The organism is Variovorax sp. GW823-FHT04B03, assembly GCF_058796495.1.
This window is the reverse complement of sequence record NZ_JBXAIT010000003.1, coordinates 386,445-401,095: the sequence shown is the minus strand read 5'-3', so window position 1 is coordinate 401,095 and position 14,651 is coordinate 386,445. Positions and strand designations below refer to the sequence as shown.

Annotated in this window: 17 protein-coding genes and 1 tRNA gene; 12 read left to right on the top strand and 6 right to left on the bottom strand. The window is 69.3% G+C overall.

Annotation, left to right across the window (positions count from 1 at the left end; all coding sequences use genetic code 11):
* Positions 1-13: 13 nt before the first annotated feature.
* The 3 genes from tilS (at position 14) to AC1RAD_RS15025 (ending at position 2,435) form a co-directional block, all read left to right on the top strand.
* Entirely contained in the window at positions 14-991 is a 978-nt protein-coding gene (gene tilS, locus AC1RAD_RS15035; RefSeq protein WP_492735642.1) for a tRNA lysidine(34) synthetase TilS, read from the top strand.
* 55 nt (positions 992-1,046) lie between these two features.
* Complete coding sequence (locus tag AC1RAD_RS15030; RefSeq protein WP_062480939.1) at positions 1,047-2,315, top strand: aspartate kinase; 1,269 nt, start codon at positions 1,047-1,049, stop codon at positions 2,313-2,315.
* A gap of 27 nt (positions 2,316-2,342) precedes the next feature.
* Positions 2,343-2,435 (top strand) — tRNA-Ser (locus AC1RAD_RS15025).
* 119 nt (positions 2,436-2,554) lie between these two features.
* Here the strand turns inward: AC1RAD_RS15025 and AC1RAD_RS15020 are convergent.
* The 5 genes from AC1RAD_RS15020 to AC1RAD_RS15000 form a co-directional block, all read right to left on the bottom strand.
* Positions 2,555-2,776: a hypothetical protein gene (locus AC1RAD_RS15020; protein ID WP_492735640.1), complete on the bottom strand. Its 222-nt coding sequence runs from the start codon at positions 2,774-2,776 to the stop codon at positions 2,555-2,557.
* Positions 2,777-2,806: 30 nt separating this feature from the next.
* Positions 2,807-3,082: a hypothetical protein gene (locus AC1RAD_RS15015; protein WP_492735638.1), complete on the bottom strand. Its 276-nt coding sequence runs from the start codon at positions 3,080-3,082 to the stop codon at positions 2,807-2,809.
* A gap of 130 nt (positions 3,083-3,212) precedes the next feature.
* The gene (locus AC1RAD_RS15010; RefSeq protein ID WP_095745045.1) at positions 3,213-3,746 is read right to left on the bottom strand and encodes a nucleoside 2-deoxyribosyltransferase; all 534 of its coding nucleotides are present in this window, start codon (positions 3,744-3,746) and stop codon (positions 3,213-3,215) included.
* A gap of 59 nt (positions 3,747-3,805) precedes the next feature.
* Positions 3,806-4,243, bottom strand: a complete 438-nt coding sequence (locus tag AC1RAD_RS15005) for a hypothetical protein (RefSeq protein ID WP_492695875.1) — start codon at positions 4,241-4,243, stop codon at positions 3,806-3,808.
* Positions 4,244-4,381: 138 nt separating this feature from the next.
* Positions 4,382-4,591, bottom strand: coding sequence for a hypothetical protein (locus AC1RAD_RS15000; RefSeq protein ID WP_139705507.1), 210 nt, complete (start codon positions 4,589-4,591; stop codon positions 4,382-4,384).
* A 185-nt stretch (positions 4,592-4,776) separates the two neighbouring features.
* On the opposite strand from AC1RAD_RS15000, the gene AC1RAD_RS14995 reads away from it, so the two are divergent.
* Together AC1RAD_RS14995 and AC1RAD_RS14990 are read left to right on the top strand one after the other, a co-directional pair.
* Positions 4,777-5,505 (top strand): LuxR C-terminal-related transcriptional regulator, encoded by a 729-nt coding sequence (locus tag AC1RAD_RS14995; RefSeq protein ID WP_492735636.1) that lies wholly within the window; start codon positions 4,777-4,779, stop codon positions 5,503-5,505.
* Between the two features lie 11 nt (positions 5,506-5,516).
* Entirely contained in the window at positions 5,517-7,364 is a 1,848-nt protein-coding gene (locus AC1RAD_RS14990) for a sensor histidine kinase (protein WP_492735634.1), read from the top strand.
* An 18-nt stretch (positions 7,365-7,382) separates the two neighbouring features.
* On the opposite strand, the gene AC1RAD_RS14985 is transcribed toward AC1RAD_RS14990, so the two are convergent.
* Complete coding sequence (locus tag AC1RAD_RS14985; protein WP_492735632.1) at positions 7,383-8,312, bottom strand: LysR family transcriptional regulator; 930 nt, start codon at positions 8,310-8,312, stop codon at positions 7,383-7,385.
* A 104-nt stretch (positions 8,313-8,416) separates the two neighbouring features.
* Here AC1RAD_RS14985 and AC1RAD_RS14980 point away from each other — a divergent pair, with 104 nt between their 5' ends.
* The 7 genes from AC1RAD_RS14980 to AC1RAD_RS14950 all read left to right on the top strand — a co-directional run bounded on the left by AC1RAD_RS14980 (position 8,417) and on the right by AC1RAD_RS14950 (position 14,645).
* Positions 8,417-9,412: a Bug family tripartite tricarboxylate transporter substrate binding protein gene (locus AC1RAD_RS14980; RefSeq protein ID WP_492735630.1), complete on the top strand. Its 996-nt coding sequence runs from the start codon at positions 8,417-8,419 to the stop codon at positions 9,410-9,412.
* A 61-nt stretch (positions 9,413-9,473) separates the two neighbouring features.
* The gene (locus AC1RAD_RS14975) at positions 9,474-10,694 is read left to right on the top strand and encodes a helix-turn-helix domain-containing protein (RefSeq protein WP_492735629.1); all 1,221 of its coding nucleotides are present in this window, start codon (positions 9,474-9,476) and stop codon (positions 10,692-10,694) included.
* A gap of 46 nt (positions 10,695-10,740) precedes the next feature.
* On the top strand, positions 10,741-11,439 hold the full coding sequence (locus AC1RAD_RS14970) for a Vgb family protein (protein WP_159272073.1): 699 nt from the start codon (positions 10,741-10,743) through the stop codon (positions 11,437-11,439).
* Positions 11,440-11,467: 28 nt separating this feature from the next.
* Positions 11,468-12,226: a DUF899 domain-containing protein gene (locus tag AC1RAD_RS14965; RefSeq protein WP_492735627.1), complete on the top strand. Its 759-nt coding sequence runs from the start codon at positions 11,468-11,470 to the stop codon at positions 12,224-12,226.
* A gap of 38 nt (positions 12,227-12,264) precedes the next feature.
* On the top strand, positions 12,265-12,834 hold the full coding sequence (locus tag AC1RAD_RS14960; RefSeq protein WP_492735625.1) for a hypothetical protein: 570 nt from the start codon (positions 12,265-12,267) through the stop codon (positions 12,832-12,834).
* 104 nt (positions 12,835-12,938) lie between these two features.
* Complete coding sequence (locus AC1RAD_RS14955; protein ID WP_492735623.1) at positions 12,939-14,009, top strand: putative FMN-dependent luciferase-like monooxygenase; 1,071 nt, start codon at positions 12,939-12,941, stop codon at positions 14,007-14,009.
* Between the two features lie 12 nt (positions 14,010-14,021).
* The gene (locus tag AC1RAD_RS14950; protein ID WP_492735621.1) at positions 14,022-14,645 is read left to right on the top strand and encodes a CMD domain protein; all 624 of its coding nucleotides are present in this window, start codon (positions 14,022-14,024) and stop codon (positions 14,643-14,645) included.
* Positions 14,646-14,651 lie beyond the last annotated feature (6 nt).

The window sequence follows — 14,651 nt, the reverse complement described above, 5'->3', positions numbered from 1 at the left end:
TCCCTTTTCCATCATGAGCGAAGCCTTCGAACGCGCCATGGCCGCGTTCGAACCGGCGAGCCTGCCGCTGGCCGTCGGCTTCAGCGGCGGCGCGGATTCGACCGCCTTGCTCGCGGCCTGCGCGGCGCGATGGCCGGGGCAGGTGATCGCCTTCCATGTGCATCACGGCCTGCAGGCGGCGGCCGACGACTTCGAGCGGCAGTGCGCGCAGGTCTGCGAGCGGCTCGGTGTGCCGTTGGTCACACACCGCGTCGATGCGCGGCATGCGCCGGGCGACAGCCCCGAGGATGCGGCGCGGCGCGCACGTTATGACGCGTATGCGGCCATGGCACGGGCCGACGGCGCGCGGCCCGCGGTGTCGTCCATCGCACTGGGGCACCATGCCGATGACCAGGTCGAGACGCTGCTGCTGGCGCTGTCCCGCGGCGCTGGCCTGCCGGGCCTGGCGGCCATGCCGGCGCATGCCGTGCGCGACGGATTGAACATCCACCGACCGCTGCTCGCGGTGCCGGCGGCCGACATCCGCAGCTGGCTGGCGCAGCAGCAATTGCCTTGGATCGAAGACCCGAGCAACGCCGACGCGCGCTACACCCGCAACCGCATTCGCGCCGTGCTGCTGCCTGCATTGGCAGAAGCTTTTCCCCAGTTTCGCGCCACCTTTGCGCGCAGCATCGGCCACGCTGCGCAGGCCCAGCAGCTGCTGAGCGAACTGGCGGCGCAAGACCTGGCCGTGGTCGGTGAACCGCCGCAGCTGCGGCCGCTGCAGGCGCTGTCCCGCGCGCGGCAAGCCAACGTGCTACGCCACTGGCTCATGCAGTCACACGGCTGCGCACCGAGCGCGGCGCAGCTCGACCAGCTGCTGGACCAGGTCCGCGCCTGCACCACGCGCGGCCACCGCATCCACCTCAAGGTGGGCGCGGGCTTCGCCGAGCGCAGGGGAGAGCGGCTGCATTGGTACAATGCCCCGCCCTCGCTGAAGACTTCGCTCTGACGGCTTGCAGGGCGCCGCTTTCCAGGCGGCCCTTTATCTTTCTCTGATTTCATCCATGGCATTGATCGTTCACAAATACGGCGGCACGTCGATGGGCTCGACCGAGCGCATCCGCAATGTCGCCAAGCGCGTCGCCAAATGGGCGCGTGCGGGTCACCAGATGATCGTGGTGCCCAGCGCCATGAGCGGCGAAACCAACCGCCTGCTCGGTCTTGCCAAGGAGCTCTCCCCGGGCAAACCCGGCGTGGCCTATCACCGCGAACTCGACATGCTCGCCTCCACCGGCGAACAGGCGTCGTCGGCACTGCTGGCCATGGCGCTGCAGGCCGAGGGCGTGGAGTCGGTGAGCTACGCGGGCTGGCAGGTGTCGGTGCGCACCGACAACTCGTACACCAAGGCCCGCATCGAGAGCATCGACGACGCCAAGGTGCGCGCCGACCTCGCAGCCGGTCGCGTGGTGGTCATCACCGGCTTCCAGGGCGTGGACGACGAAGGCAACATCACCACGCTGGGCCGTGGCGGCAGCGACACCTCGGCCGTGGCCATCGCGGCGGCCATGAAGGCCAGCGAGTGCCTGATCTACACCGACGTCGACGGCGTCTACACCACCGACCCGCGCGTCGAGCCCGACGCGCGCCGCCTGACCACCGTGAGCTTCGAAGAGATGCTCGAGATGGCCAGCCTGGGCTCCAAGGTGCTGCAAATCCGCTCGGTGGAATTCGCCGGCAAGTACAAGGTGCCGCTGCGTGTGCTCTCGAGCTTCACCGCATGGGACATCGACATCAATGAAGAGGCCAAGTCCGGCACGCTGATCACTTTCGAGGAAGACGAAAACATGGAACAAGCCGTCGTATCCGGCATCGCATTCAATCGCGACGAAGCCAAGATCTCGGTGCTCGGCGTGCCCGACAAGCCGGGCATCGCGTACCACATCCTCGGTGCCGTGGCAGACGCCAACATCGAGGTCGACGTGATCATCCAGAACCTCAGCAAGGACGGCAAGACCGACTTCAGCTTCACCGTGCATCGCAACGAGTTCGCGCGCACGGTCGAACTGCTGGAGTCGAAGGTGATGCCTTCGCTGGGCGCCACCGAAATCGTGGGCGACACCAAGATCTGCAAGGTCAGCATCGTGGGCATCGGCATGCGCAGCCACGTGGGTGTCGCGAGCAAGATGTTCCGTGTGTTGAGCGAAGAGGGCATCAACATCCAGATGATCTCGACCAGCGAAATCAAGACCTCGGTCGTGATCGACGAAAAATATATGGAATTGGCAGTGCGCGCACTGCATAAAGCGTTCGATCTGGACCAACCGAGCGCTTAAGTAATGGCATAATTGCGGTTGCTTTCAGGAACTGTGACCGAGTGGCCGAAGGTGCTCCCCTGCTAAGGGAGTATGGGGTGTAGAGCCTCATCGAGGGTTCGAATCCCTCCGGTTCCGCCAGGATTGGCTTCCTGATCACCTTGCAGTGATCAAACAGCCCAAAAGAGCCCCGCCAGTCGGGGCTTTTTTGCGTCCGCTTGCAACGCGTGGCTGCCCGCCGAAAAGGCGAGGCGATGTCTTCAGGACGGCTGCGGTTCGAGCGCGGACAGCGTCGCGATCGGCGCCGCGCCCAGATGCAGTTCACAAGGATCGCAAGGCACCGCAATCTGCCGTCCGTCGAAGCGCACCCGCACATGCGGATAGGTCGCTCCGGTGATGGTGCCGAGCCGGCCTTCGCAGACGACGCGATCGCCGCGACGGAACGACCGGCCGAACCGAAGCTTGATTTTTTCAAAACTCATTGCAGTGTCTCCTGGGTGTGCATCCGATGCTCAGCGCACCGGGTCGGATTCGAGCGGTGGCCGCATGAGGGTCGCGGCCGTGTCCTGGAGGATCAACGCGTGATCCGGGTCGTGACTGAGGTAGGGGCTGGTCAGGAGTTGTCCGATCAGCCGGTCGAAGTGGAACCGGACCTTGGCCGGCTCGGGGTGCGCGGCGTACAGCGCGCGCAGCATCGAGACGACGGCGCTGGTCTGCGTGGTCAGGACCTCCATGGAACCCAGGCGGCCCGCCGCTTCGAAAACTGCTTGTTGATCTGAGGGGGGCATCCGGGCCTCCTTTTTGGGGCGTTGGCGTGTCCAACGCAAAAAGAGGCTGAAAGGCTTACTTCTCGGGGCTTTCTCCCCAGAATTGGTGATGTCCTGCCTTTGATTTGTGACTTATTTCACGAATTTCGGCTCACTGCCGCTGGGCGGGCGCAGACCCCAACACCTCGGCCAGCACCCGCAAGGCGTCGGTCGCCAGGTCTGCAAAGCGCACCGAACAGGCCAGCATCAGGTTCAGCGGCAGCCCGAAATCTTCGATCAGCGTGCCCTCGGGGTCGCGCAGGCTGCCGTCCGGGTCGCGGCCGACGACGCCGGCCGTGGCGGCGCGCTGCGCATAGGTGCCCGGCGGAACGCCATAGGCGGCCACCGGAAGGCCGAGCGCAATGGCCACGCCGACCTCGAACACCGTGCCCGAGTCGGGCTCCAGCCCGCGAAACGGCGCGAGGTTGGCAATGACGCCGTCCGCCGACCGCAGCAGCTTCATGTTTTCCTCGTAGATCCGGCGCGCGGGGTCGGGGCCGGCCGCCTTGCCGTCGAACGGCGGCACGGCCGTCATGCCGAGCGCGTCGCAGGCCAGGGCCAGCGCGGCAAAGTACTGCGCGGCGTCGGGCCGGAACACGTCGGGGCCGGCGAGGTAGACCCGTGGACGCGTGGAAGAGGAGGGCATCTGTCGAGTATGCGACCGCCCCCGGCCAGCGCCAACGGGAAGGGCTGCGGCCCGGCTGGTTACTTCTTCATCGCCTTGACTTCGGCCATGCCCTTGCTTTCATCGGCCTTGGCCTGCTTCACGCAGGTCGACTTGGCCTCGCCCTTCTGGTCGTCGCATTTTTCCTTGGCGATGCTGTAGGCCACTTCGACCTTGGCTTCGGCCACCTTGCGGGCGTTGCCGTCGCTGGGCTTCATCTTCTGGTCGAGTTCGGCCTTGGCGATCTTTTCCTTGCCCTTGGCTTCCTCGACGCAGACGTCCTTGGCGTTGTCCTTCATGGCATCGCACGCGGCGCGGTCGGTCTTGTAGTCGGCCGAGATCTTGTCGCGGGCCGCCTTGTATTCGGCGACCGCCGGATCGACCGTGGCCGCGGGCGGCGGGTTCACTTGCGCTTGTGCCGAGACGGCCGTGAGACAGGACACGGCAGCGGCGCACATCCACATGAGCTTTCTTTGCATGGTCATCTCCTTGAAGGCGCCGGCGGTTGCCTCGTTGCGACAAGCGCAAGAGAACCGGCGCCCGAAAACCATCCTAGGAACCGACGGCGCGAGAGCGGTAGGACGCCTCGCGAAGCCGCCGTCAGCGCATGCTGACGCTCAGTGGCCTTCTGTCGTAGTGCCGTGCGCGCGCATCTCGCTGCGCAGGGCGCGCTGTCCCGAGGCCAGGGCGAGCTCGTAGCTCTCGACCGGGTCGAAGGCGCAGCGAAGGACGGTGGGATGCGCACCGTCGGTGTCGGTTTCGAGCAGCCGCCAGACAAAGGATCCGGGAGCCGGCTCGTCGATGATGAGTTCGATCGGATGTGTCATGGCCCCACCATGTCCGCTCGCGTGGTGCCTGTCTGTAGGCGAAGGCCGACCGATGCCGCGCCGTGCCACCAGAACCCCCAGATCTGGTGATGGCCGCAGCGCCGCCGCGAGGGGACACTGCAGCCTCGCGCGCGAAGCCTGGGTGATGATTCGGGCATGCTTCCCACCTTGTCCGAACCGTCCTGATGTCCGCTTTCTCTCCCCACCCCGACGGCCCGGCGATGACGCCGCCGCCCAGTCCCGACCTGCCGGCGCCCGTGCTCATCGTCGAGGACGACGCGCTGATGCAGCGGCGCATCGTCGGCATCCTGAACCAGCTGGGCTACGGCAACGACGTGCTGGTGCTCGCGGCCACGCTGGCCGATGCGCGCATCGAACTCGCGCGCCAGCCGTTCGCGCTGGCGCTGGTCGACCTGGGCCTGCCCGACGGCAACGGCGTGGAGCTGATCGCGCAGATGAGCGCGCCGACCGGTGCGGCAATGAGCGCCGACGACGGCCCCGGCATCCTCGTGATCTCCGCCTGGAGCACCGACGACCTGATCCTCAACGCGCTGCGCGCCGGCGCCACCGGCTACGTGCTCAAGGAGCGCGACGACCTGGAGCTGCTGCTGTCGATCCGCAGCGTGCTGCGCGGCGGGGCGCCGATCGATCCCTTCATCGCGCGCCGCATCCTCGACCTGACGCAGGCGCCGCCGGCCACGCCGGGGCGCGTCGGCGAAGATGTGCTGACCGCGCGCGAACTGCAGATCCTCCAGCTGGTTGCCGAAGGCCTGACCAACCGCGAGATAGCCGAGCAGATTTTCCTGTCGCGGCACACCGTCGAATGCCACATCAAGAACATCTACCGCAAGCTCACCGTTTCCTCGCGCACGCGCGCCGTTTTCGCAGCGCGTTCGCGTGGCTTGCTGGCCTGAGCCTGTGGTGGTTGTTCGCGCACACGGCATGGGCAGCCGAGGCGTGCGCGCCGCACATCGACAGCGTGCGGGCCGTGCGCGCCACCGCCGGCGCGGGGCCTGAAGCACCGCCGCCCATCGACGGCTGGCAGCCGGTGACGCTGCCCGACCACTGGGCCTCGCGCTGGTCCGGCTTCGAGGGCATCGTGTGGTACCGCATCGACTGGCAGCGCCCCTGCGCGGGCCGCGACGACGCGCCGCAGCTGGGCGTGGCCTTCGACTACCTGAGCATGGCCGGCGCGATCTCGCTGAACGACAACCTGCTCTGGCGCGACGCCAGCCTGGTCGAGCCGCTGAGCCGCAGCTGGAACACGCCGCGCGTCTTCTTCCTGCCGGCCGCCGCGCTGAACCCAGGCACCAACACGCTGTGGGTGCAGGTGGTGGGCGGCAGCATGTACGGCTCGGGGCTGGGCCGCGTGGTGCTCGGCGCGGCGGACGCGGCGGTGGCGTACCACGACGAGCGCCGCCTGTTCGCGCGCGTGCTGCCCGCGGTCAACCTCGTCATCTCGATCACGCTGGGTTGCTTCTTCCTCGTGCTGTGGCTCATGCGCCGGCAAGAGGTCGCCTACGGCTGGTATGCGCTCAGCGCCATCGCCTGGCTGGTGTTCGCGAGCAACACGGTGGTCAGCACCTTGCCGTGGCCGTTCGCCTCCACCGACGCCTGGTCGCGCTGGATCACGGCCTGGATGGTCCTGTACGTGAGCTGCTTCTGCATGTTCATGTGGCACTTCGGCGGCCAGCGCTTTCCGCGCCTGAGCCGCGCACTGTGGGCCGTGGCCGCGCTGGCCGTGGCGGCGATCGCGCTGCTGCCGCAGCCTGCGCTGTCGGTCGCGACGCTGGCGGTGTTCGTCGTGTACTCGCTGCTCTTCATGGCCGTGTGCGTGCAGTTCATCCTGCGCGCGCTCGACACGAAGAAGACCGAGCACCTGCTGCTGGCCCTGTGCGCCTTCGGCTTCCTGGTGGCCGCGGTGCACGACGCGTTGATGATCCTGCGCGTCATCGACGACCGCTTCGGCTACACCGTGGTCACGGCGCCGCTGATCATGATCGGCATGTCGCTGATCCTGGCGGGCGGCTTCACGCGCAGCCTGCGCCGCGTCGAGAGTTTCAACGACGACCTCGCACGCGAAGTGCGCGGCGCGCGCACCGAGCTGGCCGACACGCTCAGCCGCGAACATCGCCTGGAGCTCGACAACGTGCGGCTGCACGAGCGCCTGAGCGTGGCGCACGACCTGCACGACGGCCTGGGCAGCTCGCTGGTGCGCTCGATCGCGCTGGTGGAACAGTCGGGCGAGGCGCTGCAGCGGCCGCAGTACCTGTCGATGTTCAAGTCGCTGCGCGACGACTTGCGCCAGATCATCGACACCCACAGCGGCGGCGCGGCCCCGGTCGCCGCCACGCCCACGCAATGGCTGGCGCCGATGCGCCACCGCTTCGGCCGCCTGTTCGAGGAGATGGGCGTGCGCAGCCACTGGCAGACCCCCGCGGCCTGGCCCTGTGCGCTGTCTGCGCGCCAGGTGCTGGGCCTCACGCGCCTGCTCGAGGAGGCGCTGGCCAACGTGGTGAAGCACAGCCGCGCGCGGACCCTGCGCGTGCAGCTGATGGCCGACGGCGAAGCGGGCGTGCTGCTGAGCGTCGAGGACGACGGCGTGGGCTTCGACGCAGTGGCCATGGCCTCGTCGATCGGCGGGCTGGGCCTGCGCAGCATGCAGGCGCGCATGGCGCGCATCGGCGGCACGCTGCAGATCGATGCGGACGATGGCGGTACGCGGCTGGCGGCGAGGGTGCAGGCACCCGTGACAGGCGCTGGCAGCAGCTGAGGCCCGCTGCGCGCGTGATCAGCGCGCCTTGCGGAACGCGCGCACCTCGGGCGCCGGGTGGTCTTCGATGTGCTGCAGCAGGAAGTCCAGAAACTCCTGCGCCGACGGCGAGAGCCCCCGGTCCTTGTTGAGCCACACCTGGAACTTGCGGCTGAGCACGGGCGTGACGAGCGGACGGAATTCGAGTTGCTGGCGCTGCAGCAGCACGCCCGCATACGGCAGGCAGGTGGTCACGCCCAGGCCGTGCTCGACCATGCTCAGCGCCGTCGTCAGGAAGGCGACTTCATGCGTCGGGCTGAACTCCAGCCGGCCCGGCGATGCATACAGCTCGGCACTGAGCAGCTGCGTGTACTCGCCCTGCAGCGAGATCACGGGGTAGCGGACCAGGTCGCTCCAGGCGACCCGCTGCTTCTTGGTGAGCGGATGCCCCGGGGGCAGCACCGCGAGGAAGGGCAGGGTGAAGAGCGTGCGCGTCACCACGTTGGCCGGCGCGTCGCGCTCGGGGCCGATGGCCAGGTCCACGTCGCCGTTGATGAGCCGGCCCAGCACGCTTTCGACCATCGAGTCCTGCAGGCGCACGCGGATGCCGGGGTACTTCCGGGCGAAGGCGGCCGTGATTTCCGGCATGACCGTGCACGCCATCACCTGCGGCACTGCGATGCGCACGGTGCCGGTGCGCAGCTCGCGCAGGTCGGACACCGCATCGAGCGCCATGCCCAGGTCTTGCAGGATGCGCTCGGCCATCGGCAGGAAGACCTCGCCCGCGCTGGACAGCTGCAGCTTGCGCGTCGTGCGGTGAAGCATCTGCACGCCCAGGTTCGATTCCAGGTCCTTGATGAGGCCGCTCAGCGCCGACTGCGTGATGTGCAGCCGCAGGGCGGCCTCGGTCACGCTGCCGGCGCGGGCCACCGCGATGAAGGCGCGCAATTGGCGCAACGTGACATTCATCGGTTTGTCCGATAAGTAGGAAAGAAATATCTGATTGAACCATGAATGAAGCTCGCATCCAATCGCAGCGCCATCACAACAACCACTGCCAGGAGACATCGTTCATGCCCGTTTCTCATCGCCTTGCGCGCCGCGGTTTTCTTTCGCTTGCGGCCGCCGCACTGGCTTTCGCGGGGGCTCCCGCGCAAGCGCAGGCGCAGGCCTTTCCGTCCAAGCCGATCAAGTGGATCGTCGGCTACCCCGCCGGTGGCGGCAGCGATTTCCTGGCCCGCACCATCGGCGCGCAGATGTCGATCCAGGCCGGCCAGCCGGTGATCGTCGACAACCGGGCCGGTGCCGGCGCCATCATCGGCGCCGAGGTCACGGCCCGGTCGCCGGGCGACGGCTACACCGTGTTCACGGCCGACAACGGTGTGCTCGTGTACAACCCCGCGCTCTACAAGAAGCTGCCCTACGCCGTCGACCGCGACTTCGCGATGCTCGGCCTGATGGCGCGCACGCCCCTCGTGCTGGTGGCGGCGCCCTCGACGAGCCTCAAGACGATCGGCGCCCTGATGGAGCAGCTCAAGAGCAAGCCGGGCACGCTGTCGTACGCCTCGCCGGGCAACGGCAGCCCGCACCACCTGGCGATGGAGCTGTTCCTGAGCCGAAGCGGCCTGTCGACGATGCATGTGCCGTACCGCGGCGCCGCGCCCGCGCTGCAGGACGTGATGGGCGGGCAGGTGCCGTTGATGGTGGTGGACACCTCGTCGGGGCTCAGCGCCATCCAGTCGGGCAAGGTCATTCCGCTGATGACGTTCAGCGCCAAGCGCCTGCCGATCCTGCCCGCCGTGCCCACGGTGGGCGAGCAGGGCTTCAAGGACTCGGAGGCCTACGCGTGGCAAGGGCTGGTGGTGCCCGCCAGCACGCCCGTCGCCATCCAGGAGCGCCTTTCGAAGGAGATGCAGGCGGCGGTGGGCAACGAGAGCGTGCGCAAGAAGCTGCAGGAAGGCGGCTGGGAGCCGGTGCCGAGCGACAGCGTGCTGATGAAGACCTACGCCTTCGCCGAGACCAAGAAGTGGCACGCACTGATCCGTGAGCGCGGCATCTCGCTGGACTGAAGACGCCGCCTCGTGAGGAGGCGGGCCGGGGCGCACCGGCGGTGTTGTAGCCTGTCGCCCCATGGATTCCCTCATCGCCGCTTCCGCGCGCGCGCTCGCTGCCGGCGATGCGCTGGGTGCTCTCAAGCGCGTGGCCCTGCGCGACGACCCGCCGGCGCTCGCGCTGCGCGGCATCGCCATGGCCCAACTCGGCGAGCACCCGCGTGCGCGCGAGCTGCTGCGGCGTGCCGCGAGCGGCTTCGGCGCGCACGAAGAACTGGCGCGCGCACGTTGCGTCGTCGCCGAGGCCGAGGTGGCGCTGGCGATGCGCGACCTGGGCGGCTCGCCGCGCGCGCTGACCGCGGCGGCGGCCACGCTCGAGGCGCGCGACGACCTGGCCAATGCGCTGCAGGCGCGGCTCATTGCGGCACGCCGGCTGCTGCTGCTCGGCCGGCTCGACGAGGCCGCCGCCGCGCTGTCGCTGCTCGACGGGCACAGCCTGCCGCCGTTGCTGTCGGCGGTGGCCGAGCTGGCATCGGCGGAACTGGCCTTGCGTTCGCTGCGCACCGCCGCGGCACGCGCGGCGCTCGACCGCGCGCACGACGCGGCCCTGCGTGCGCGCGTGCCGGCGCTGCTGGCCGAGGTGGCGGAGGCACGCGCCGCGCTCGAACGTCCCGCCGCCCGGCGCATCGCGGCAGGCGGTGAACAGGCCCTGCGCCTCGATGAGGTCGAGGCGCTGCTCGCGTCCGATGCGCTCGTCGTCGATGCCTGCCGCCGCGGCGTCGGAGGCGGCGACACCTGGCGTTCGCTCGCACGCCGGCCCGTGCTGTTCTCGCTGGCGCGTGCGCTGGCCGCAGCCTGGCCCGGCGATGTCGACCGCGACGCGCTGATCGCTGACGCCTTCCGCACCCGCGACCCCGACGAAACGCACCGCGCGCGCCTGCGCGTCGAGATCGGCCGGCTGCGCGCGCTCGTCAAGCCGATGGCGCGCATCGAGGCCACGCCGCAGGGCTTCATCCTCCAACCTCTGGATGCGCGTCCGGTGGTGGTGCTGGCACCGCCCATCGACGGCGAGCAGGCCTCGCTGGTGGCGCTGCTGTCCGACGGCGCGGCCTGGTCGACCTCGGCGCTTGCATTGGCGCTGGGCGCAAGCCAGCGCACCGTGCAGCGCGCGTTGGCCGAACTCGAGGCCGAGCGGCGCGTGCGTGCCATCGGGCAGGCCAGGGCGCGCCGCTGGCTGGCTCCGCCGCTGGCGGGATTCACGACGATCTTGTTACTCCCCGCCGCGCTGCCGATTGAATAGAGTCGGGCTCATGCGCTACCCCGTGGCGCACCTACAGGAGCCCACCATGAGCAGCAGCAACAGCAGTCAGAGCAAGAAGGCAGGCAAGGACCGTTTCGAAGGCGCGGTGCAGGCCGCGCAGATCGTGCGCGAATACGGCCCGTTCGAAGGCGTGGAGCGCATTCACGGCGTGACGCACGACGGCCACCAGGTGTGGGCCGCCACCGGCGGGCAACTGGTCGCCTTCGACCCCGCGAGCGGCGAAGCCACGCGCCGCATCGACGTCGCCTGCGACGCTGGCACTGCCTTCGACGGCACCTGCTTCTATCAGATCGTCGAGGCGCGCATCGACAAGATCGACGCCGCCACCGGCAAGGTGCTGGCCTCGATTCCCGCGCCCGGCAACGGCTCGGATTCGGGCCTCACCTGGGCCGAAGGCAGCCTCTGGGTGGGCGAGTACCGCGACCGCAAGATCCACCAGATCGACCCGGCGACCGGCGCGATCCGCCGCACCATCGAGTCGAACCGCTTCGTCACCGGCGTGACCTGGGTCGACGGCGAACTCTGGCACGGCACCTGGGAAGGCGACCAGAGCGACATCCGCCGCATCGACCCCGCCAGCGGCGACGTGATCGCGCGGCTGGAAATGCCCAGCGGCGTCGGCGTGAGCGGCCTGGAGTCCGACGGCGCGGGGCTCTTCTACGCCGGCGACGGCCGGGCCAGCAAGGTCCGCGCGGTGCGGCGCCCGAAGACGGCCACGGCCTGAACGACACACAAGCCAAGGAGCACACACCATGAACACCCCAGTGAATCACCCCGTCGTGACCCCCGAGCGCTGGATCGACGCGCGCAAGTCGTTGCTGGCGCGCGAGAAGGAACTGACCCAGCTGCGTGATCGGATCGCCGAGGAGCGCCGCGCGCTGCCGTGGACGCGCGTCGAGAAGGCCTACGTCTTCGACACGCCCCAGGGCCGCCGCCCGCTCGCCGACCTGTTCGAAGGCCGCCGCCAGCTGCTGGTGCAGCACTTCATGTTCGGCCCCGACTGGGAGCAGGGCTGCCAGAGCTGCTCGTTCATGGCCGACCATTCCGACGGCATGCGCGTGCACCTCGAGCACCGCGACGTCACGCTGGTGGCCGTGTCGCGCGCGCCGCTGGCCCGCATCGAGGCTTTCCGCCGGCGCATGGGCTGGCAGTTCGCCTGGGTCTCGTCGCACGACAGCGACTTCAACCACGACTTCGGCGTGAGCTTCACGCCCGATGAAATGGCCAGCGGCGCGGTCGCCTACAACTACGTGAAGCAGCCGTTCCCGAGCGAGGAGGCGCCCGGCGTCAGCGTGTTCTTCAAGGACGACGCCGGCGACGTGTTCCACACCTACTCGACCTACGGTCGCGGCGTGGAAGTGATGATGGGCACCTACAACATGCTCGACCTCGTGCCCAAGGGCCGCGACGAGCACAACCCGTCCTACGCGATGGACTGGATCCGTCACCACGACCGTTACGAGCCCGCGCCCGTTGCGACGGCGGGTGGTTGCTGCCACGCGCAGTCGTAAGAAAAACGCGCGACCTGGCGTGTCGATCGGTCCGCACCATGGCAAGCCTCTGGCCCTGGCTGGCGGTGGCGGGAATGGGCGTCCTGCACGGCCTGAACCCCACCACCGGCTGGATGTTCGCCGCCGCCTGGGGCCTGCGCGCGCACGACCGGGCGCAGGCGCTGCGGGCGCTGTGGCCGATCGGTGTCGGGCATGTCGCCTCGGTGGCGCTCGTGGTCGTTGCGGTGGCCTTCGGCCTGTCGATGGACCGGGGCCTGCTGCAGTGGCTGGCCGGCGGGTTGTTCGCGGTGGTCGCGCTTGTTCACCTGTCGGGCCGCTTGCCTGCCATGGCACGTGCACCGGCGGGGCATGCGGGGCTGGCGCTGTGGTCTTTCATGATGTCCACCGCGCACGGTGCCGGCCTGATGCTGGTGCCGGCACTGATCCCGCTGTGCATGGGCGATGCAGCGAAGGGCGCGATGAGTGGTTCGCTCGTGCCGGCGCTCGCCGCCGTCGCGCTCCACACGGCGGCGATGCTGGCCACCACCGGGCTGATGGCCGTCGGCGCCGGGGCGGGCGTGAGCTGGCTGCGGCGCTTCACACGGCGATCACCTGCGATGCCGCACTGAACGCGCGATGCGCGCAAAGCGCATAAGCAAACGCGAAAACCGGCGTTCCATTCGAGCGGCCTGCGGCGCAACACTCGAAGGCTCTCGACCCCACAGGCCTTCGAATGCCCGGCACCTTCACTTCCCCGCGCAAGCGGCTCGGCTTCTTCAGCCGGCTGCTCGACGATGCCCCCGCCGCCGAGCGCTACCGCCTCGTCACTGCGCAGATCGCCCATGCCGAGGCCTTCGGCTTCGATTCCGCCTGGGTGGCGCAGCACCATTTCCATGAACACGAGGGCGGCCTGCCGTCGCCCTTCGTCTTCCTCGCCCATGTGGCCTCGCGCACGCGGCGCATCCGCCTGGGCACGGGCATCGTCACGCTGCCGCTGGAGAACGCGGTGCGCACGGCCGAAGACGCGATCGTGCTGGACCTGCTCTCGGGCGGCCGGCTCGAAGTGGGCGTCGGCACGGGCGGCACGCCGGCGTCCTTCGCGGCCTTCGGGCTGGACAGCGACGACCGCGCGGCGCTGTTCGAACGGCAGCTCGCCACGGTGCGCGAGGCCTGGGCCGGCCGGCCGCTGCCCGGCGGCGACACGCTGTACCCGGCGGGTGCGCAACTGCTCGGCCGGCTCTGGCAGGCCACGTTCTCGGTGGGCGGCGGCACGCGCGCGGGCACGGCCGGCGACGGGCTGATGCTCTCGCGCACGCAGCCGCGCACTGCGCAGGCGCCCGATGCATCGCTGGCCGACCTGCAGGACCCGATCATCGACGCCTACCTGGCCGCACTGCCGCCGGGGCGCACGCCGCGCATCGTGGGTTCGCGCAGCGTGTTCGTGGCGGACACCCGCAAGGAGGCGTTGCGCCTGGCCGAGACCGGGCTGCGCCGCGCGGTGGTGCAGGCCGCCGCCACGGGGCAGATCGGCCTGGCCGACCGCGTCCGCGCCGATGCGCCGCTCGACCAGCTGATCGCCGCGTACGACGTGCATGTCGGTTCGCCCGACGACGTGATCGCCTCGCTGCGCGCTGACCGCACGCTCGCGCGCGTGACCGACCTCGTGTGCCAGGTGCATTCGGTCGATCCGCCGCACGCGGCCATCCTGCGTTCCATCGAACTGACCGCCACGGTCGTCGCACCGGCCTTGGGCTGGGCGCGCGACACGGGCGTGCCGGACCTTCAATCGCTTGCGCTTCTCTAGGCTGTTGCTTCCATGAATGCCGTTGTTTCTTCTTCTCCCGTTCCCGAGGCTGTCGACGTGATCGACCAGCTGGTGGGTATCGCGCCCGGCAGCGCGCTCGACCGGCTGCGTGCGCAGCGCGAGCAGGCGCGCACGCAGGCGCAGCAGAGCTACCTGGCGCTGTTCGCGCCGGCCGAGCCCGTGGCCGGCCACTTCGAGATCGCAGACCGTTTCGCCGTCGCGGCCTTCGTCGCCGGATTGCACGGGCAACCCGAGGTGGCGCGCTTCTATACCGAGGCCTTGGCGGGGCAGGGCGTGGCAAAGGCCATCGAGGCCGAGGTTGCACGCGGTGCCACGCAAGGGCCGTATGGCCGTTATCCGGAAGGTCCGCTGAGCGTGGAGGACGTGGCCGGCCCGGTCTACGCCGTCGATGCGGCGCAGCGCGCGGTGCTGGGCGAACGGCTGTCGGCCGGCCTCGCGCATGCGCACCTGCTCGTCTTCCACCCGCGCGACGCCAGCCCGGCCGCGCTGCAGGCGCTGCTCGACGCGGGATGGCGCACCACCGAGATCGTCACCTTGTCGCAGCTGGTGGCGTTCCTCGCATTCCAGATCCGCGTCGTCATCGGCCTGCGCGCGCTGGCCACCCCTTCTGCATGAGCGCCC

Coding starts and splice junctions, on each gene's coding strand:
- AC1RAD_RS15030 (WP_062480939.1), top strand. CDS start 1,047: ATGGCATTGATCGTTCACAAATACGGCGGCACGTCGATGGGCTCGACC.
- AC1RAD_RS14960 (WP_492735625.1), top strand. CDS start 12,265: ATGGCAAGCCTCTGGCCCTGGCTGGCGGTGGCGGGAATGGGCGTCCTG.
- AC1RAD_RS14995 (WP_492735636.1), top strand. CDS start 4,777: ATGTCCGCTTTCTCTCCCCACCCCGACGGCCCGGCGATGACGCCGCCG.
- AC1RAD_RS14975 (WP_492735629.1), top strand. CDS start 9,474: ATGGATTCCCTCATCGCCGCTTCCGCGCGCGCGCTCGCTGCCGGCGAT.
- AC1RAD_RS14950 (WP_492735621.1), top strand. CDS start 14,022: ATGAATGCCGTTGTTTCTTCTTCTCCCGTTCCCGAGGCTGTCGACGTG.
- AC1RAD_RS15005 (WP_492695875.1), bottom strand. CDS start 4,243: ATGCAAAGAAAGCTCATGTGGATGTGCGCCGCTGCCGTGTCCTGTCTC.
- tilS (WP_492735642.1), top strand. CDS start 14: ATGAGCGAAGCCTTCGAACGCGCCATGGCCGCGTTCGAACCGGCGAGC.
- AC1RAD_RS14965 (WP_492735627.1), top strand. CDS start 11,468: ATGAACACCCCAGTGAATCACCCCGTCGTGACCCCCGAGCGCTGGATC.
- AC1RAD_RS14985 (WP_492735632.1), bottom strand. CDS start 8,312: ATGAATGTCACGTTGCGCCAATTGCGCGCCTTCATCGCGGTGGCCCGC.
- AC1RAD_RS14955 (WP_492735623.1), top strand. CDS start 12,939: ATGCCCGGCACCTTCACTTCCCCGCGCAAGCGGCTCGGCTTCTTCAGC.
- AC1RAD_RS14970 (WP_159272073.1), top strand. CDS start 10,741: ATGAGCAGCAGCAACAGCAGTCAGAGCAAGAAGGCAGGCAAGGACCGT.
- AC1RAD_RS15010 (WP_095745045.1), bottom strand. CDS start 3,746: ATGCCCTCCTCTTCCACGCGTCCACGGGTCTACCTCGCCGGCCCCGAC.
- AC1RAD_RS14980 (WP_492735630.1), top strand. CDS start 8,417: ATGCCCGTTTCTCATCGCCTTGCGCGCCGCGGTTTTCTTTCGCTTGCG.
- AC1RAD_RS15020 (WP_492735640.1), bottom strand. CDS start 2,776: ATGAGTTTTGAAAAAATCAAGCTTCGGTTCGGCCGGTCGTTCCGTCGC.
- AC1RAD_RS15000 (WP_139705507.1), bottom strand. CDS start 4,591: ATGACACATCCGATCGAACTCATCATCGACGAGCCGGCTCCCGGATCC.
- AC1RAD_RS15015 (WP_492735638.1), bottom strand. CDS start 3,082: ATGCCCCCCTCAGATCAACAAGCAGTTTTCGAAGCGGCGGGCCGCCTG.